Source organism: Streptomyces sp. NPDC050418, from assembly GCF_044458745.1.
Taxonomy (GTDB): Bacteria; Actinomycetota; Actinomycetes; order Streptomycetales; family Streptomycetaceae; genus Streptomyces.
Genome location: NZ_JBITIG010000013.1, coordinates 78841 through 97062 on the forward strand (window position 1 = coordinate 78841; position 18222 = coordinate 97062).

Consider the following 18222-nt stretch of genomic DNA (forward strand, 5'->3'; position numbering starts at 1 on the left):
GTTTTACTGCGTGGATCTGTGTGGGGAGATGCAGGTCCGCCCGGCCACCTGTTCTGTGGCCGGGCGGACCCTGCGTGAGGTGTGCTTACTTGAAGGAGACCTCGGCGAAGTTCTCCTGCGTCAGCGGGGAGACCGTCGGCGGGTTCACGTTCTTGCCGAAGGCGATGGCCGGCGGCGAGGACGAGATCGGGACACCCGGGACGTAGTCCATGATCGCGACGTTGGCGGCCTCGTACGCGGCGGTGCGGGCGGCGGGGTCGCCTTCCTTCGAGCCGGCGTTCACGGCCTTGAACAGGTCCTTGTCGTCGAAGCCCCACTGCTTGGACTTCGCGGCGAACCAGGTGCCGATGAAGTTGAAGCCGTCGTTGAAGTCACCGGTCCAGCCGAGCATGTGCAGGGCACAGGAACCGGCCTCGGTGGCGTCCGTGTAGTCCGGGTTCCACTTGAGCGGCTTCGGGGTGACCTTGATGCCGGCCTTCTCGAGGTCGGCCTTCATGAGCTCGAAGAGGTCCTGCGGGTTCGGCATGTACGGCCGGGTGACCTCGGTCGGGTAGCAGAACTCGATCTTCAGGTCCGACTCGCCCGCGTCCTTCAGGAGCGACTTGGCCTTGTCGGTCGAGTACTCGTACTTCGTGACCTTGTCGGTGTAACCCGCGATGGTGTCCGGCATGAACTGCGTCGCGACCTTTGCGCCCTCGGGCAGCTGGGTCTTGACGAGGTTCTCGCGGTCCAGCGCGTGCGCGATGGCCTTGCGGACCTCGGGCTTCTTCAGCGCCGGGTTCTTGCCCTGCGACATGCCCACGTAGAGCAGGTTGAAGACGTCACGGGTCGGGACCTTGAAGCCCTCGCCCTCGAGCGTCTTCACGTCGGCGGGCGAGACGAGGTCGTAGCCATCGATGTCACCGGCACGAAGGGCGTCACGACGGCCCTCCTCGGTGTCGATGGTGCGGAAGACCAGGTTCTTGACCTTGGCCTTGTCGCCCCAGTAGCCGTCGAAGGCCTCGAGGGTGACTTCCTTGTTGCCCTTGTTCCAGGACTTGTACTTGTACGGGCCGGTACCGGCGAGGACACCGGCCTCCTGGCTGTACTTGGGGTACGTGATGGCGTCACCCTTGGCTGTGACCTCCTGCTTCTCCATCTCCGCGATCGACTTCGGAGAGGAGATGGCCAGGGCCTGCAGCGAGAAGCCGCCGGGGAGCTGGGCCGAGGGCTCGTTGACCTCGATGACAGCGGTGTTCTCGTCCTTCGCGGTGCAGGACTTGAAGTTCGCCTTCGGCGTCTCCTTGTCCTCGTTCTTCGCGAAGCCGCCCATGATGGTCTGCCAGTAGTAGGAGACCGCCGAGTTCTGGTACTGGCCCTTCCAGTTGAACCAGTGGTTGTAGTTCGCACAGACGGCGTCGGCGTTGAACGTCTCGCCGTCGTGGAACTTGACCCCCTTGCGGAGGTTGAAGGTCCAGACGGTGCCCTCCGGGTTGGAGGACCACTTCTCGGCGAGGCCGCCGACCATCTTGGTGCCACCGGGCTCGTGCTCGATGAGCGCCTCGAAGGCCTGGCGGGTCACACGGAAGGTCTCGCCGTCGCTCGCCAGGGCAGGGTCGAGACCGGCGGGGTCGCCCGAGCCGGCGAACACGAAGGTGTCCTTGCCGCCCTTGCCTTCCTCGCCGCCCTTGTCACGGTCGCTGCCGCAAGCCGTGACGACCAGCGTGGCCGCGATGGCCGCCGTGGCCATACGCGCACCACGGGATTTCAGTATTCGCATTGCTCCACCCCTGAGTTCGGCGAATGCCGGGAGATCTTGAACTGCCGCGCACACTACCTTCACCGCTCACAACGGAGAATGGTCCGCATAGCGGTGATACCTAGATGAGACCCAGGGAGCCAACAAATCGGTCAGGTACGGGACATGGCGCCCCAACCGCATCACTCATACCGCGATAGGGCGGAAGCGACGCCTCCGCTCACGGTCAGCCAGCAGGCGGATACCCATAGCCGCCGGCGCCGCCACCGTGCGCCTCGCGGTCGTAGAACGGACGGGAGTTGGCGCGCAGCCACATCGTGATCGGGTCGTACGTGTCGGACATCGCGACCGTCGAGACCGGCAGACCGTCCGGGACGGAGGCGATGGACTGCTGCATCATCACGCGCACCGAGTCGACCGCGGCCGGGGACGTGTCGTACACATCCAGACCGATCGCCAGATACGGGGAGCCGAGCGCGGGCTGCACCCAGGCGCGGCGCAGCGAGCGGACGGCGGGGGTGCGGTGGGCGTTCTGGCTGAGCTGGGCGTAGAACTGCGCGATGTCCAGCGTCGGTTCGGTCAGCCGCAGCGGCCCGGCCGGCACCTTCGCGAGGCCGGTGGCGATCCGGCGCAGATCCAGCCACGGGACACCGACACCGCCGCCGGGGGCGTGCGGGTTGAGCCACAGGCCGTAGTGGTCGGGGTAGAGGGTGTGCGCGACATCGAGACCGGAGACGACCTCGTGCGCCCTGTTCCAGCCGGAGGCGGCGAGCTCCTGCGCGGAGGTGACGCAGGGGGCGTACGAGAACCCGTCGATCTCCATGTTCCCGTACTGGGCGTCGGGCGAGCCGGCCTGGCCGTGCCAGAGCAGCATCCAGATCCGGCCGTCCGTGACGGCCTGGAGCAGCGCCTCGTACGCGTCGTACCGCCCGGGTGTCACCTGGCGCAGCATGTGCTCGACCTGCCCGGCCGCAGCCGTGCCCGACGCACTCACTCTTGACCGCCCCTTCGCCCCGCTTTTTTCAAGATGTTGCAGCCCTACGCCCCGCACCGTCACGTCCGTCAACACCGCGACGTTCCGGCCCGGGCTATGTAACCAGCTTATGCGGCGCTTCTGACACCGACTTGACGCTCCCCGTGACGAATTTCGCGCGGCGCGGGGTGTATGCGGTATCACGCGCGGGCTACGCGTGCTCCCGGCGGTAGAACGGGCGGACCTTCGCGGACATCCAGTCTCCGACCGGGTCCTGGGCCACGTCGAGGAGGACCAGGTTGACCGGCCAGGGCGGTGTGATCCGGCCAAGCGCGCGGCCGAGCGCGTCCATGGGGAGGTTGCGTCCGGCGCCCTCCCACTGGGACAGCTCGACGCCGATGAAGAGCACCGGGTCGGCGGTCTCGATCGCGGCGAGGCAGCGGCGGGCGACGAGCACGATGCCGATGGCCTCGAACTCCTCGGCGGCCGCGCGCAGGAAGTCGACCGGGTCCTCCTGCCAGTCCGGCTCGTAGAGGCGGACGCGGCCGCCGGCGGCCGGTCCGTCGAGCGGGGTGCGGCCCGCGCGGCACAGCTCGGCGACGGCGGGCGGCGGGAGCGGGATGCCGACGGCGCCGTCGGGGTTCACGACGATGCCCGCCTGCGGCGGCAGGCCGCGGGCGAAGTCGACGGCGGGGGCGACGGTGAAGGACATCGCGGGTCCGGTGACCTGGGTCAGCTGCTGCTGCGAGCTGAAGACGGGGACGTACGCCTGGCCGTCGAGCTCGAGCGTGGGCACATCGAGGTTCTGGCTGCCGCGGCCGCCGCCGTTGGGGAGCGGGACCCAGATGAAGCTGCGGCCGAGGACCTCCAGGATGCGGGCGCCCGCGGCGGGGCCCGCGCCGAGCGAGGCCGCGAGGACCTCCTCGAGCTCGTTGGCGGGCCAGCCCTGCGCCTGCGCGTACATCTCGCCCTGCCCCGGACCGTCCATCTGGCGCCCCACCTCTCGATATGTGCGGCTCGACCCTAGCGCGGGGCTCGCGCAGGGCCAGGCCGAGCCTCAGGCCGTACGGAAGCCGAGGACCCGCAGTGCGGCGGCCGTCTCGCGGTCGAGCAGGACCGCCGAAGCGCAGCCCGCGGGCAGGAGGCCGCGTTCCGCGTCGCGGACCAGGCGGCCGACCGCGCCGCGGTGCCGGCTGAACGCGTACCGGGACACCCCGCGGCCGCGGTCGCGCTGGCCGGCCAGGGCGGTTGACGGGTCGACGTCGAGCAGCAGCAGATGCAGGGAGCTGCCGCGGCGGCGGGCCTCGCGGGCCAGCCAGCGGCGGACCCAGGCCTGCGTCCCGCAGTCGTGCACCACGACCTCGGCGCCCGAGCGCAGCGTGCGGCGCAGCCGCGCGTAGTGCGCGACGCGGACGAGGGGGCGGTAGAGCGCGTACGGCAGGAAGCTCGGCATGAAGGCGGCCCAGCGGTCGCGGGAGTCCTGCGAGTCGAGCCGGGGGGCGCGCACCGCGCGCTGGATCAGGGTGGTCTTGCCGCTGCCGGGCAGTCCGGAGACGACCACGAGGTCGCCGGGGGCGAAGAGCAGCCGGTCGGGCCCGGTCCTGCCGCGCAGGTCGCGGACCACGGACGGCCCGGTGTCGCGCACCGCCGTGAGGCGGCGCCTCGGCCCTGCCTGTGTGGGCACGGCGGCCGCGCCGTTCGTGACGTAGGCGCCGGCGCCTGAGTGCTGCACTGTGATCGTCCTCCCCCTCGATGGACCGGGGACTGGCCTCCTGTGGGGCTCCGCCTCTTCTTCCGCTGCCGCTTCCTGTGCTCCGTGACCGGGAGACCGTCCTCGCACTTTGCCCTCCCGAGTGTAAAGAGTCGGTAATTCACGGGGACCTGGTTTTCGCCTGCCCGGTTCCCGCCGGTTTCTGCCGGCGCACCCCGGGCGACGGGTTCCCGAGGACGTGCAATGATGTGCGCGCCAACTGCATACCGGCCGTTCGAACCCGCGCGGGAGAGTCCCGGACCCCAGGTCCGGGCGCCGAAGGAGCAAGTCCCTCCCTTGAATCTCTCAGGCCCCGTACCGCGCGGACGAGGCAACTCTGAAAAGCGAGCCGTCGTGTGACGTGCGGCTCCACCCAAGGTGCAAGCCACATCCCGTACTACGTGTGGGCGTGGTGAACCTCTCAGGTTTATGACAGATGGGGAGGAACGACCTCACCAGTCATGCCCTGGGAGCCCTTGAAGATGAGCAACGCCCCCCGTCTGACCGCACTCGACGCCCTGCACCGTTCGCTCGGCGCCACGATGACCGACTTCGCCGGCTGGGACATGCCGCTGCGGTACGCCAGTGAGCGCGACGAGCACAACGCCGTCCGCACCAAGGCCGGTCTTTTCGACCTCTCGCACATGGGCGAGATCGCCGTCACCGGCCCCGAGGCCGCCAAGCTGCTCGACTACGCGCTGGTCGGCAACATGGGCACGGTCGGTGTCGGCCGCGCCCGCTACACCATGATCTGCCGGGCCGACGGCGGCATCCTCGACGACCTGATCGTCTACCGCCTCGCCGACCAGGAGTACATGGTCGTCGCCAACGCCTCGAACGCGCAGGTCGTGCTCGACGCGCTGACCGAGCGCCAGGCCGGTTTCGACGCCGTCGTCCGCGACGACCGCGACGCCTACGCGCTGCTCGCCGTGCAGGGCCCGCACTCCCCCGCCATCCTCAAGGCCGTCACCGACGCCGACCTGGACGGCCTGAAGTACTACGCCGGTCTGCCCGGCACGGTCGCCGGTGTGCCCGCGCTGATCGCCCGCACCGGCTACACGGGCGAGGACGGCTTCGAGCTCTTCCTCAAGCCCGAGCACGCCGAGACGGTCTGGCAGGCGCTCACCGAGGCGGGCCAGGAGTACGGCCTGGTCCCGGCCGGTCTGTCCTGCCGTGACACGTTGCGTCTGGAGGCCGGCATGCCGCTGTACGGGCATGAGCTGAGCACCTCGCTGACGCCGTTCGACGCCGGTCTGGGCCGGGTCGTCAAGTTCGAGAAGGACGGCGACTTCGTGGGCCGCGAGGCGCTGGCCGCCGCCGCCGAGCGCGCCGAGCAGAACCCGCCGCGCAAGCTCGTCGGCCTGATCGCCGAGGGCCGCCGCGTCCCGCGCGCCGAGATGCAGGTCGTCGCCGACGGCGAGGTCATCGGTTCGGTCACCTCCGGCGCCCCGTCGCCGACGCTCGGCAAGCCGATCGCGATGGCGTACGTCGACGCCGCGCACGCCGAGGCCGGTACAAAGGGTGTGGGCGTGGACATCCGCGGCACGCACGAGCCGTACGAGGTCGTCGCGCTGCCGTTCTACAAGCGCCAGAAGTAGCCCTCGCCGGGCCGCATCACCCTTCGTCACCCCTCATCCCGCACCACTCCCCCGCGTACAGGAGAATTCAGGCCATGAGCAACCCCAAGGAACTGCGGTACAGCAAGGAGCACGAGTGGCTGTCGGCCGCCGCGGACGGCGTCTCGACGGTCGGCATCACGGAGCACGCGGCCAACGCGCTCGGCGACGTGGTCTTCGTGCAGCTCCCCGAGGTCGGCGACACGGTGACCGCCGGTGAGTCCTGTGGCGAGCTGGAGTCGACGAAGTCGGTCTCCGAGCTGTACGCCCCGGTCACCGGTGAGGTCGTCGAGGCCAACCAGGACGTCGTGGACGACCCGTCGCTCGTGAACTCGGCCCCGTTCGAGGGCGGCTGGCTGTTCAAGGTGCGCGTCGAGGCCGAGCAGGACGGTCTGATGTCCGCCGACGAGTACACCGCGTTCTCCGGAAGCTGAGGCCCGTACTTTCATGTCCTCTCTCAACACCTCGCTGCATGAGCTCGACCCGGACATCGCCGCCGCGGTCGACGCCGAGCTGAAGCGCCAGCAGTCCACGCTCGAGATGATCGCCTCGGAGAACTTCGCTCCGGTCGCGGTCATGGAGGCGCAGGGCTCGGTCCTCACCAACAAGTACGCCGAGGGCTACCCGGGCCGCCGCTACTACGGCGGCTGCGAGCACGTGGACGTCGCCGAGCAGATCGCGATCGACCGTGTGAAGGAGCTGTTCGGCGCCGAGTACGCCAACGTCCAGCCGCACTCGGGCGCCTCGGCCAACCAGGCCGCGCTCTTCGCGATCGCCTCGCCCGGCGACACGATCCTGGGCCTTGACCTCGCGCACGGCGGTCACCTGACCCACGGCATGCGCCTGAACTTCTCCGGCAAGCAGTTCAACGTGGTCCCGTACCACGTGGACGACGCCGGCCTGGTGGACATGGCCGAGGTCGAGCGCCTCGCCAAGGAGCACCGCCCGAAGGTGATCATCGCCGGCTGGTCGGCGTACCCGCGTCACCTGGACTTCGCCGAGTTCCGCCGGATCGCGGACGAGGTCGAGGCGCTGCTCTGGGTCGACATGGCGCACTTCGCGGGCCTCGTGGCCGCGGGTCTGCACCCCAACCCCGTCCCGTTCGCGGACGTGGTCACCTCCACCACGCACAAGACCCTCGGCGGTCCGCGCGGCGGCATCATCCTGTCCCGCGACAAGACCTTCGCGAAGAAGCTGAACTCGGCGGTCTTCCCGGGCTTCCAGGGCGGTCCCCTGGAGCACGTGATCGCGGCCAAGGCCGTCTCCTTCAAGGTCGCGGCCTCGGCGGAGTTCAAGGAGCGCCAGGAGCGCACGATCGAGGGTGCCCGCATCCTCGCCGAGCGTCTGACCTCCGAGGACGCCCGTGCGAACGGCGTCAACGTGCTCTCCGGCGGCACGGACGTGCACCTGGTCCTCGTCGACCTGCGCGACTCCGAGCTCGACGGCCAGCAGGCCGAGGACCGCCTCCACGAGGTCGGCATCACGGTCAACCGCAACGCCGTCCCGAACGACCCGCGGCCGCCGATGGTCACCTCGGGTCTGCGCATCGGTACGCCGGCGCTCGCGACCCGCGGCTTCGACGCCGCGGACTTCCGCGAGGTGGCGGATGTCATCGCGGAGGCGCTGAAGCCTTCATACGACGCCGCCGCGCTCAAGGCCCGGGTCACGGCCCTGGCCGACAAGCACCCGCTGTACCCGGCGCTGTAGCAGCCCCGCGAAGGGCCCGGCCCGGGGTTTGTCCCGGACCGGGCCCTTCGCCGCTCTGTGACCCGTTGGTCACCTTCCCGCAGGCCGGACGGCCCGCGGTCCGCGTTACGCTCGACTGTCGGACACAATCCGCACCTACGCACCCCTGGTGCCCCGCGCACCTCCGCACCCCCTCGTACACCCCACGAGCAGACAAGGGAGTCCGCCACCGTGGCCATTTCCGTCTTCGACCTCTTCTCCATCGGCATCGGCCCGTCCTCCTCGCACACGGTCGGTCCGATGCGGGCGGCCCGGATGTTCGTCGGGCGGCTGAAGAAGGACGGTCTGCTCGCCCAGACCGCCTCGGTGCGCGCCGAGCTCTTCGGTTCGCTGGGCGCCACGGGCCACGGGCACGGCACCCCGAAGGCGGTGCTGCTCGGCCTGGAGGGCCACTCCCCTCGTACGGTCGATGTCGAGACCGCCGACGACGAGGTCGAGCGGATCCGGCAGTCCGGGAAGCTCCGGCTCATGGGCGCGGAGATAGGCGACGCGCACGTCATCGACTTCGACGAGCCGAACCAGCTGATCCTGCACCGCCGCCGCGCGCTGCCGTACCACGCGAACGGCATGACCCTCGCGGCGTACGACGCCTCGGGCTCCCCGCTCCTGGAGAAGACCTACTACTCGGTCGGCGGCGGCTTCGTCGTGGACGAGGACGCGGTCGGCGAGGACCGGATCAAGCTCGATGACACAGTCCTGAAGTACCCGTTCCGCACGGGCGACGAGATGCTCCGCCTCGCACGCGAGACCGGCCTGTCCATCTCCTCCCTCATGCTGGAGAACGAGAAGGCCTGGCGCACCGAGGACGAGATCCGCGAGGGCCTCCTCGAAATCTGGCGCGTCATGCAGGCCTGCGTGTCCCGCGGCATGTCCCGCGAGGGCATCCTGCCGGGCGGCCTGCGCGTCAAGCGCCGCGCCGCCTCCCAGGCCCGCCAGCTGCGCGCCGAGGGCGACCCGATGCTGCACCGCGGCGAGTGGACCACGATCTACGCGATGGCGGTCAACGAGGAGAACGCGGCGGGCGGCCGCGTCGTCACCGCCCCCACGAACGGCGCGGCGGGCGTGCTCCCCGCCGTTCTGCACCACTACATGAACTTCGTGCCGGGCGCGGACGAGGACGGCGTGGTCCGCTTCCTGCTCGCGGCGGGCGCCATCGGCATGCTCTTCAAGGAGAACGCCTCGATCTCCGGCGCCGAGGTCGGCTGCCAGGGCGAGGTCGGCTCGGCCTGCTCGATGGCGGCCGGCGCCCTCGCCGAGGTCCTCGGCGGCTCCCCCGAGCAGGTCGAGAACGCGGCCGAGATCGGCATGGAACACAACCTGGGCCTCACCTGCGACCCGGTCGGCGGCCTCGTCCAGATCCCCTGCATCGAACGCAACGGCATGGCCGCGGTCAAGGCCGTCACGGCGGCGAAGATGGCGATGCGCGGCGACGGCTCGCACAAGGTCTCGCTCGACAAGGTCATCAAGACGATGAAGGAGACGGGGGCGGACATGAAGGTCAAGTACAAGGAGACGGCTCGGGGTGGGCTGGCGGTCAACGTCATCGAGTGCTGACCGAACTCGCCCTGACCTGGGAGGTCCTGCGCTTCGGAGCGTTCACGACGCGGTGTCGTTGATCGCTCCGGCGCTCCCTGTCTACTCCTCGGGGAAGGCTGGTTCTCCCAGGTGCTCCCCAGCAAAGCTATCTGAAGCGGCCCCTGTTGCATCGCGATAGCCCCGACGTAACGGGGGGGCCGCACCGCTTCTGCAATCCTTCGCAATGATCTTCGTTATCCGGGCTCACCGTCGGGGAACTGCTGCTCCGGCACAGCTTGTACAGGCGCCCACACTTCGCAGAGCAGGAAGGTCTCCAACCCTGCCCGCTTCAAGCCGAGCTCTAGTCCCCCGACGCACGAAGAGGCCGGCGACTCGGAGGCTGTTCTCGTAGTCCGTGATGTACTCCGCGCTGACGGCGTCGTCGACGAGTGCTGTCCTGCCGCGTTCGAAGACGCACGGCTCGTCTGGCCACGTGCGCATCAGCTCGGACACACCGAGTTGCCTTAAGCGTCGACTTCCAGATCCCGCCGCATGCGGACACGCAATGCCTCTTCAGCTGCACGGAACTCCACTCGTCGCCCGACCATCTCAGGAGCGTCGACTGCGCCTCCACCGACGATGAGAGTACGCAGCTCACGGAGGGCACCAAGCGCGACTTCCGAGCGCTGAACAACCTCGTCCGGCGCGATGAGGCGAATCTTCTGCAGAATCTCAAAAACGCCGCCGTCGCGAAGAGAACTCCTGGCCGCGTCAGCTCTTTCCTGCAGGGAAGCATCGCCTCCACGAGCGGAATCGATGAGCTGTCCATACGTGCGTGAAACGGCGCCGAGAAACTCAGCGTAGATTTCTCGACGAATGCTTTCACGCCGGACGCCCCGCTCTCGCCGCCCGCGAGTGGCAACGGCGAGAAGAGTCGCACCTACACCCAACGTGCCGCCGAGCACGGTTCCGACCAGGGTTTCCCAACCCATGAATCCCCCAATGCAATTCGCCATCCCCACCCGGGGACTTCACAGCCCGAGCCGCCCCCGGTCGATCCATCGAGCCGCCGCCTCGTAGGTGGTGTCCGCCGTGCTGTTGAAGGCGATGGCCGCGTCGGGGGCGTACCGGCGGACCAGGTCGATCACCTGTTCCAGGAGTTCGACCTGGTCGTCATCGTGGCGCAGGCCGCCGCCGATGGTGATGCATTCCCAGGAGTGGGCGCGTAGGGCCTCGGTGATGACGGCTGGTACATCGTCGCTGCCGTCGAGGCCGAACAGGCAGGTCTGTACGGCTACGCCGTGTTCGGCGAACTTGGCCAGGCCCTCCTCGACCGCCCGGGCCACGGGCTCGGGATCCCACGGCCCGGGGATCCGGTATGGGTCGTAGCCGATGACGAGAACGCGCGGTGGCGCGGCGGCAGTCGAGTCCATGCGCAGACCCTACGCGCGCAGCCGTCCGCAGCGCTGTCAGTGCCTTGGCATAGTGTTCCGGCCACCGCACGCCGACCGGAGGACCACCCAAGGTGACTGACCTGACTGCCTTTCCGCTGCCGTTCCAGACCTCGCGCTCGCTGCCGTTCGCCTCACCGCGGACGCTGCGGGAGCTGGAGATGATGCGGTGCAGCGCTCATATCCGCTCGAAGCCCGGGTGGTACGAGAAGCGGGGCGAGCCCGGGATAGCCGGCACGTGGCGGCGGGAGGCGGTCGGGCAGGGGCTGACCGAGGCGCAGGCCGACTACGTGCTCGGGGAGTTGGCGCACTATGCCGCGCTGCGGGACGGGCGGACCGGGGTGGAGGTCGCGGCGGTCGACGGGGTGTGGCAGTCGGACACGCTGGTCGACGCGGCGCTGCGGGAGCGGCTGCGGGCGGCGGTGCGGGTCCTTGAGGACGTGCCCGAGGACGAGCTGGACTGGCATCCCGGTTCCGGTGGGCAAGTGCTCGATCTCGTGCATCCCTCGCTGTTCTGCCTGGTGAACGGGGTGAGCGGCGGGCCCGAGCGGGCCTGGGAGAACAAGACGGACCGCTATGCGAAGTACGAGTTCTCGGAGAAGTTCCAGTGGCTGCCCTCCGACGTCGAGGTGAGCAACGACGGCGACGTCGCCTTCCGGTCGTACGTCAACAACGTGCATCCGGAGCGGCATCGCGAACTGGCCGCCGTACTCCCGGAGTTGTTCGGCAGGCTCCTGCCCCTCTTCGAGAACGTGCTCACCGGCCTGCGTCATCCGCGGCCGCACCGGATCGAGCCCGATTCGTCCGCCTGGTACGGCGATGCGAAGCCGAGGTACCCGCGCAGGGACGACTTCCCCGACGCCGTGGCCTATCAGGAGGCTCGCAGTGCGTGGAGTGACGCGTTCGACGAGTGGTACGAGAATCGCGTCCCGATCGTGCCGGACGCACCCGCGTACACCCCGCCCGTACTGCCGGGCCCGGACGAGCGCGTGGTGCTGCGCGGGCGCCGCCTGCAGGTCATCGTGAAGCTCGCGACCATCCATCTCACCCCGGAGCAGCCCGAGTACGCGGGCGGGTCCTGGCACGTGGAGGGGATGCTGAACGAGCGGATCGTGTCGACCGGGATCTACTACTGGGACAGCGAGAACATCACCGACAGCAGCCTCGCCTTCCGCGCGGCGCTGGATGACCCGGACTACGAGCAGAACGACGACGACGGGGTGCGCGAGGTCTACGGTCTGGAGAGCGAGGACGCGCTGAGCCAGCCGCTCGGCGCGGCACCGACCCCGGCGGGCCGCAGTCTCGCGTTCCCCAACATCCTGCAGCACCGCGTCGGTTCGTTCCGGCTCGCGGACGCCACGCGCCCGGGGTACCGCAAGATCCTCGCGTTCTTCCTCGTCGACCCGTCGCAGCGGATCGTCTCGACCGCGGACGTGCCGCCGCAGCAGCCCTGGGCCGAGACCTCGACCATGACCCTGGAGGAGGCGAAGGGCCACCGCGAACAGCTCATGCACGAGCGGAAGTTCTTTGTCGACGCGCACAACGAGGAGGTCTACGAGCGGGAGTTCTCGCTCTGCGAGCACTGAGGCCGGCGGGGCGGGCGGGTCGCGGCACGCGGGCGGCCCGCCCCGCTCAGGAGACGTACCCCTCCGGCTTCCCCCACGTCGCATGCCGCGTCGTCGTCCGGTCGACGAGGACGCAGCGCGTGCCGGTGAAGTTGGTCGGCATGCATTTGTTGCAGTGGATGCACAGGGAGGGCGTGGCCGCGTCCGCCGCGATGCGCCGGACGAGGTCCGGTTCGCGCAGCAGCGCGCGGGCCATCGCCACGAACGCGAAGCCCTCGCGCATCGCCACGTCCATCGTGGCCCGGTCCGTCACGCCGCCGAGCAGGATCATGGGCAGTTTCACGGCGGCCCGGATCTGGCGCGCGTCCTTCAGGAGGTACGTGTCCTCGTACGGGTAACTGTGCAGGAACCGCCGTCCCGCCAGCTTGAGACCGAGCCGGATGGGCTGCGGGAAGACCGCGGCGAACTCCGCGTGCGGGGCGTCTCCCTTGAACAGGTACATGGGGTTGAGCAGGGAGCTGCCCGCGGTGAGCTCCAACGCGTCGACGGTGCCGTCCTGTTCGAGCCACTGGGCGACGGGGATCGCCTCGTCCAGCCAGAAGCCGCCGGGCACCCCGTCGTCCATGTTGAGCTTCGCGAGGATCGCGATCCGTCCGCCGACCGCGTCGCGCACGGCCCGCATCACCTCGCGGGCGAACCGGGCGCGGTTCTCCAGGCTGCCGCCGTAGGCGTCGGTGCGGCGGTTGATCCGCGGGCTGAGGAAGGAACTGGCCAGGTAGTTGTGCCCGAGATGCACCTCGACGGCGTCGAAGCCCGCCTCCGCGGCCCGGCGCGCGGCCCGCGCGTGCGCCTGCGTCACCCGCCGGATGTCCTCCGGTGTGGCGGGCCGGGTCCAGCCGCGGGCGATGCCGCTGAAGTGCCGCGACGGGGAGAGCGCGGGCGAGCCGTTCGCCCGCGCGTCCGCCACCGGCCCCGCGTGCCCGATCTGCGCACTGACCGCGGCCCCTTCGTCGTGCACGGCGTCGGTGAGCCGCCGCAGCCCCGCCATCGCCTCGTCGCTCCAGTACACCTGATGCCGGTCGGTCCGCCCGTCCTTGCTGACGGCGCAGTACGCGACGGTCGTCATCCCGACACCACCGCGCGCGTACGCGACATGGAAGTCGACGAGGTCCTTGGTGACCCGGGCGTGATGACTGAGGCCCTCATAGGTCGCGGCCTTGATGATCCGGTTGCGCAGGGTGACGGGCCCGATCTCGGCGGGCGCCAGGACGTCCGGCGTCGTCGTCATGGGTGCTCTCCCTCGGTTCGGCGGGTGGTGACCGTAGTGAGGGGGGCGCCAAGGGGGAAGGGGCAGGGGGCGGCGATGAGCTCGGCTCGGTCCTCGACCCCGCAACGGGCCGGGACCTGCCGCGGTGGGACGCGAAGGCGACGCCCGCGGACGTGGGTGCGCAGCTGCAGGTGAAGGTGCCCGAGGCGGCCGGTGACCGGCGGGCCGCGCGACAGTACGGCTTCCAGTCTGCGCGCCTTGTGCGGGCGAGGTCGACTCACTCACCCTGTCGGTGCATCCGCTCGGTGGGGGCAGGTAGGGACCGGGCGACCTGCAGAGCGCAGTGCGCGCCGGTGCCGTCCTGCCCGGCACCGGCGCGCCCCGAGGTCACGCCTTGCTGAGGTGGGCCCAGAACTCGTCGAAGGACAGCTTCTTGTCGCCGTCGAGGTCCTGGACACGTATGACGGCCTCGGCGACCGACTCGGTGACGTTCCAGTCGCCGCCCTGCGCGAGTGCCGTCTTGAACTCGGCGGCGGTGATCAGACCGTCGCCGTCCGTGTCGATCCGCTGGAACTCGGCGCGCGCCGCCTCGATGTCCGCCATGTCTTCCGCCCCTTCTTGGTGCTGAACTGTCCGGGTCAGATTAGCTACCCGGCCGCACCCGGCTGTACGGGGGCGGCCGGGCCCCGGCAGCAGCCCTGAGGGTCAGCCGGCGAGCTCCGCCTCCAGCGCGGCCAGCACCCACGCGAACTCCTCGCGGTGCCGCGGCTGTTCCTCGACGCCCTGCACGCGTGCGATCAGTTCCCGCAGCCGGGCCACCTCGGCCTGGCTCGCGGAGCGCATCAGGGCCAGGACCTCGGCCCGGTCCGCGTCCCCGAGCAGCTCGCCGAGCACGGCCCGTGCCTCGTCCGTGCCGGGCAGTACGCCGCGTGCCCGTGCCTCGCCCGCCAGGTGGACGAGGCGGCTCATGAACCACAGGGAGGTGCCGGGCGGGGTCTCGGGCGTACGGTCCGCCGCGTTGAACTCGATCACCTTGCGCATGGAGCGCCGGAACTCCGGGTCCTGCAGCATCTCGGCCAGCTCCACCCAGGCATCGACCTGCGCGGCGGTCGGATCGTCCGGCAGATCCGGGATGCCGAACCGCAGCCGCGTACGGATGTCGGGGTCGGCGGTGTCGAGGCCGCCGAAGACCTCGGCGGTGAACGTGTCGATGATGTGCTTGCGTTCGGCGGCGGAAAGCCGCGCGAGCCGGTTCATCAGGGTCATCTCCTCAGGGGTCGCGCCGCGCTCGGCGACGGTGGCGAGGACGGCCCGGGTCACCTTGAGGCTGCGGATCTGTGCGTCCAGGGCGCTCACATGCCGCGCCGCGACATCCGCCACGGTGATCTGCCCCGCCAGCACGGCCCGCACGTCGTCCAGGCCGAGGCCGAGGTCGCGCAGCGTGCGGATGAGCTCAAGGCGTGCCACGGACCCGGCGTCGTACAGCCGGTAGTTGCCCGGCGTCCGGTCAACCACCGGCAGCGCGCCGACGTCCGACCAGTAGCGGATGGTGCGCACGGGAAGCTTGGTGCGCCGGGCGAGCTGCCCGATGGTGAGCAGCTCCGGGCCGTCGTCGATCATGGAGAGGAGTCTGTGCCTTCCAGTGGGTGGAGACTCAAGCGATCCGGCGACACGAGATGCATGGGGGTACGAAGATGAGCGGCGCACTCGCCGGGATCCTGGCCGACGCGGCGGCCGGCAGGTTCCCGGCGCCGGACGGCACGACCACGATCCTGCCGCAGCCGAGCCCGCGGGACGCCGGGGTGCTCGCGTTCACGGCGCACTCGGTCGTCTTCACCGACGAGGATCCCGCGTGGGTATGGGCGAAGCTCGCGTCCCTGGACTGCGACGCGCTCGCGGCCACGATGAACCCGCTGTTCCTCGCGGCGTTCATGGAGCGGACCGGCCGGCGCACCGACACCATCGACCTGATGACGGTGGCCACTGCGCTGCCGGGCGAACCCCCGCTCCCGCTGCGGGAGATCGAGGACCAGGACCATCCGCGGGTGGCCTACGCCCGCAAGCGCCGTGACGACGTGCGTGTGTGGACCACCGACGGCGGCCTGCTCGCGCTCGGGCGCGGGCTCGCCGGGCGCTGGGAGGTCTCGGTGGAGGTCGACGAGGACGTACGGCACCGGGGGCTCGGGCGCCTGCTTGCGACCGCCGCGCGGCATCTCGTACCGGCGGACGACGTGGTGTGGGCGCAGCAGTCGCCGGGCAACGCGCGCAGTGTGCGGACCTTCCAGGCCGCCGGGTTCAAGGCGGTGGCCTCGGAGGTGCTGTTCTTCGCCCGCTGAGCCCCGGCCCAGAAGTGAACCGGGTGCGGGCGCCTGGGAGGAGCGCCCGCACCCGGTGGTCTCCGGGCTCCGCGGGGTCAGCGGAAGATGCCGGTGTGGCCCAGCGAGTAGCGGCCCGGCTGCGGGTAGACGGTGAGCCCGTGCGGGCCGCCGCCGACCGGGATCTTGGCGAGCTGGACGCCGCTGTGGGTGTCGATCGCGTACACCTCGGAGTCGTAGCGCCCCGACAGCCACAGGACGTTGCCGTCCGCCGAGACGCCGCCCATGTCCGGGGAGCCGCCGTCCGGCAGCCACCACTTCTTGGTGAGCTTGTTCCTGGCGAAGTCGAAGACCGAGATGGAGCCCTCGCCGCGGTTGGGGATGAACATCTCCTTGGAGTCGCGGGAGATGTAGAGCCCGTGGCAGCCCTTGCCGGTCGGCAGCAGCTTCGGCGTCGTGAACTTCTCGCCGTCAAGGACCCACATGCCGTGCGCCATCATGTCGGCGATGTAGAAGGTCTTGCCGTCCGGCGAGATCTTCACGTCCTGCGGCATGGCGCCCTCGAAGGGCAGCTTCATCTGGTCGACGACCTTCATCTTCTCCGTGTCGACCTTGAGGAGTTCGGCGGAGAACTCGCAGGACACGATGAAGTAGCGCCCGTCGAGCGAGAAGTCGGCGTGGTTGACGCCGTAGCAGCTCACCGGCTCGGTGTGCTGGCGCTTCATGGTCTGCGGGTCGCGGAAGACAAGTTCGCGGTCGAGCGAGGCCATCACGATCGCGCTCTTGCCGTTCGGCGTGAAGTAGAGGTTGTACGGGTCGTGCACCTCGACGTCGGGCGCCTTGCGCTTGGCCGTCAGCGGGTCGATCGGGGTGAGCGTGTGGCCGCGGTTGTTGTTGACCCACAGGGTCTTCATGTCCCAGGACGGGACGACGTGCTGCGGCTGGGTGCCGGTCTCGATGGTGTCGATGACCTTGAACGAGTTGGGGTCGATCACCGAGACGGTGTTGGAGTTGGTGTTGGGGACGTAGACCCGTTCCTTGACCTTCTTCATGAACGGCGCGAGGTTGTTCGCCCGGTTCGCCGAGTACAGGTCCTTCGGGTTCTCCACGGGCGGCATCCCGGGCAGCCCGTACACGGGCTTCGGCCCGGCGGGCTTGAGCGCCGCCGCCTGCTCGGGGGCGTCGCTCGACGACTGGCCGGGGGTGCCGCAGGCCGCGAGGGCGGCCGTGAGGAGCAGTCCGCCGGCGAGCAGCCGGGTTCGGGGCGAGGCCTTCCGGCTTCTGGGCGAGGTCTTCATGAGGTCAGCAGCTCCGTGGTGGTCACCGCGCTGAGGTCGCGGCGGGCGAGTTCTTCCAGGACGGCCGGGAGCGCGGCGACCGTGTCCGCGTACCCGAAGTGCAGACTCACCACGGATCCGCCGCGCACCGGGCCGGTGACGTTGCGGACCACGGCCTGGGCGCCGGGCGAGGTGAAGTCCAGGGAGTCCGTGTCGTACGACAGGACGTGCGGGTAGCCGGCCTTGCGGGCCAGGCGTTGTACGAGCGGCGTCGCCGTCTGCGTACGGGAGGGGCGGAACCAGGTGCCGATCGATCCCGTGAGTCTGCGCAGCCGGTCCGCGCAGCCGGTGATCTCGGCGTACGCCTCGGCCTCGGACATCAGGTTGATGTCGAGGTGGCGCAGCGTGTGGTTGCCCAGTTCATGGCCGCCGTCGAGGATGCGGCGGGCCATGCCGGGGTGGCGGTCGAGCCAGGTGCCGACGGCGAGGACGGTGACGCGGGCGTCGGCCTCCTCGGCCTGCGCGAGAAGCCGGCGGGCGGTCGCGGGGTCGCCCTGGCCGTGGAAGGTGAGGGCGACCTGGCGCTTGGTGCGGGGGCCGTGCTCGATCTGGGCGGGGAGTCCGGGGAAGCGGCGGGGGCCCGGGGCCGGGGTGGTCCCCGAGGTCTTGTGCTCGGCGGGCTTCTGCCCCGGGGTGGCGCGGGCCGCCCGGTCGTCGGCCGAGCAGGCCGCGGCGAGCGGTCCGGCGAGGGCGAGGAGGGCGGCGGCGCGCAGAGCACCGCGGCGGTCGGTGGTCACGGCGCCCATTTAAAGGTGCTATCCCATAAAAGGTAACGATTGACCCAATTCGGGACTGTCGCGGGTCGCCCGCCCGGAAGCCCTCCCCGAGGCCCTGACACTCGCCGTTCAGCTTGCCTGGCGCTTATTTAGCCGCTGTTTACAAGGCCAGTGCTCCATCTCACCAAAGATTCATATTCAAACTGTCAGCATTTGATGGAGTATGCCCGAGT

17 protein-coding genes and 1 riboswitch are annotated in these 18222 nt (G+C 69.9%); of the genes, 6 read left to right on the forward strand and 11 right to left on the reverse strand.

Annotated elements, in window-relative coordinates:
* Positions 1 to 85 precede the first annotated feature (85 nt).
* The 4 genes from ACIBI4_RS28640 to ACIBI4_RS28655 form a co-directional block, all read right to left on the reverse strand.
* Positions 86 to 1759, reverse strand: coding sequence for an ABC transporter substrate-binding protein (locus ACIBI4_RS28640; protein ID WP_399206999.1), 1674 nt, complete (start codon positions 1757 to 1759; stop codon positions 86 to 88).
* 205 nt (positions 1760 to 1964) lie between these two features.
* A complete protein-coding gene (locus tag ACIBI4_RS28645; protein ID WP_399207000.1) occupies positions 1965 to 2732 on the reverse strand; it encodes an enhanced serine sensitivity protein SseB C-terminal domain-containing protein in 768 nt (255 codons plus the stop codon).
* Between the two features lie 190 nt (positions 2733 to 2922).
* Positions 2923 to 3699 carry an enhanced serine sensitivity protein SseB gene (locus ACIBI4_RS28650; RefSeq protein WP_399207001.1) on the reverse strand — a complete coding sequence of 259 codons (777 nt, stop codon included), beginning with the start codon at positions 3697 to 3699 and terminating at the stop codon, positions 2923 to 2925.
* Positions 3700 to 3768: 69 nt separating this feature from the next.
* Complete coding sequence (locus ACIBI4_RS28655; protein ID WP_399207144.1) at positions 3769 to 4449, reverse strand: AAA family ATPase; 681 nt, start codon at positions 4447 to 4449, stop codon at positions 3769 to 3771.
* Positions 4450 to 4697: 248 nt separating this feature from the next.
* Positions 4698 to 4792: riboswitch (glycine riboswitch) on the forward strand.
* A 151-nt stretch (positions 4793 to 4943) separates the two neighbouring features.
* Between ACIBI4_RS28655 and gcvT the strand changes: the two genes are divergently transcribed.
* From gcvT to ACIBI4_RS28675, 4 genes are all read left to right on the forward strand, one after another.
* Positions 4944 to 6059 (forward strand): glycine cleavage system aminomethyltransferase GcvT, encoded by a 1116-nt coding sequence (gene gcvT, locus ACIBI4_RS28660; protein ID WP_399207002.1) that lies wholly within the window; start codon positions 4944 to 4946, stop codon positions 6057 to 6059.
* 74 nt (positions 6060 to 6133) lie between these two features.
* Complete coding sequence (gcvH, locus tag ACIBI4_RS28665) at positions 6134 to 6511, forward strand: glycine cleavage system protein GcvH (protein WP_399207003.1); 378 nt, start codon at positions 6134 to 6136, stop codon at positions 6509 to 6511.
* A 13-nt stretch (positions 6512 to 6524) separates the two neighbouring features.
* Positions 6525 to 7784, forward strand: a complete 1260-nt coding sequence (gene glyA / locus ACIBI4_RS28670) for a serine hydroxymethyltransferase (protein ID WP_399207004.1) — start codon at positions 6525 to 6527, stop codon at positions 7782 to 7784.
* A 210-nt stretch (positions 7785 to 7994) separates the two neighbouring features.
* Positions 7995 to 9377, forward strand: coding sequence for an L-serine ammonia-lyase (locus ACIBI4_RS28675; RefSeq protein WP_399207005.1), 1383 nt, complete (start codon positions 7995 to 7997; stop codon positions 9375 to 9377).
* Positions 9378 to 9862: 485 nt separating this feature from the next.
* On the opposite strand, the gene ACIBI4_RS28680 is transcribed toward ACIBI4_RS28675, so the two are convergent.
* Positions 9863 to 10330 carry a hypothetical protein gene (locus ACIBI4_RS28680; protein WP_399207006.1) on the reverse strand — a complete coding sequence of 156 codons (468 nt, stop codon included), beginning with the start codon at positions 10328 to 10330 and terminating at the stop codon, positions 9863 to 9865.
* A gap of 39 nt (positions 10331 to 10369) precedes the next feature.
* Positions 10370 to 10771 (reverse strand): hypothetical protein, encoded by a 402-nt coding sequence (locus ACIBI4_RS28685; protein WP_399207007.1) that lies wholly within the window; start codon positions 10769 to 10771, stop codon positions 10370 to 10372.
* Positions 10772 to 10863: 92 nt separating this feature from the next.
* Here ACIBI4_RS28685 and ACIBI4_RS28690 point away from each other — a divergent pair, with 92 nt between their 5' ends.
* On the forward strand, positions 10864 to 12375 hold the full coding sequence (locus ACIBI4_RS28690; RefSeq protein ID WP_399207008.1) for a DUF4246 domain-containing protein: 1512 nt from the start codon (positions 10864 to 10866) through the stop codon (positions 12373 to 12375).
* Between the two features lie 46 nt (positions 12376 to 12421).
* On the opposite strand, the gene ACIBI4_RS28695 is transcribed toward ACIBI4_RS28690, so the two are convergent.
* The 3 genes from ACIBI4_RS28695 to ACIBI4_RS28705 form a co-directional block, all read right to left on the reverse strand.
* Positions 12422 to 13642 carry an NADH:flavin oxidoreductase gene (locus tag ACIBI4_RS28695; RefSeq protein WP_399207009.1) on the reverse strand — a complete coding sequence of 407 codons (1221 nt, stop codon included), beginning with the start codon at positions 13640 to 13642 and terminating at the stop codon, positions 12422 to 12424.
* 366 nt (positions 13643 to 14008) lie between these two features.
* Entirely contained in the window at positions 14009 to 14224 is a 216-nt protein-coding gene (locus tag ACIBI4_RS28700; RefSeq protein ID WP_399207010.1) for an EF-hand domain-containing protein, read from the reverse strand.
* A gap of 102 nt (positions 14225 to 14326) precedes the next feature.
* On the reverse strand, positions 14327 to 15241 hold the full coding sequence (locus ACIBI4_RS28705; RefSeq protein ID WP_399207011.1) for a MerR family transcriptional regulator: 915 nt from the start codon (positions 15239 to 15241) through the stop codon (positions 14327 to 14329).
* 74 nt (positions 15242 to 15315) lie between these two features.
* On the opposite strand from ACIBI4_RS28705, the gene ACIBI4_RS28710 reads away from it, so the two are divergent.
* Positions 15316 to 15957: a GNAT family N-acetyltransferase gene (locus tag ACIBI4_RS28710; RefSeq protein ID WP_399207012.1), complete on the forward strand. Its 642-nt coding sequence runs from the start codon at positions 15316 to 15318 to the stop codon at positions 15955 to 15957.
* 77 nt (positions 15958 to 16034) lie between these two features.
* On the opposite strand, the gene ACIBI4_RS28715 is transcribed toward ACIBI4_RS28710, so the two are convergent.
* Both ACIBI4_RS28715 and ACIBI4_RS28720 read right to left on the reverse strand, forming a co-directional pair.
* The gene (locus ACIBI4_RS28715) at positions 16035 to 17234 is read right to left on the reverse strand and encodes a hypothetical protein (protein ID WP_399207013.1); all 1200 of its coding nucleotides are present in this window, start codon (positions 17232 to 17234) and stop codon (positions 16035 to 16037) included.
* A complete protein-coding gene (locus tag ACIBI4_RS28720; RefSeq protein ID WP_399207014.1) occupies positions 17231 to 18010 on the reverse strand; it encodes a polysaccharide deacetylase family protein in 780 nt (259 codons plus the stop codon). The genes ACIBI4_RS28715 and ACIBI4_RS28720 overlap by 4 nt, the downstream gene beginning before the upstream one ends.
* Between the last annotated feature and the right edge of the window lie 212 nt (positions 18011 to 18222).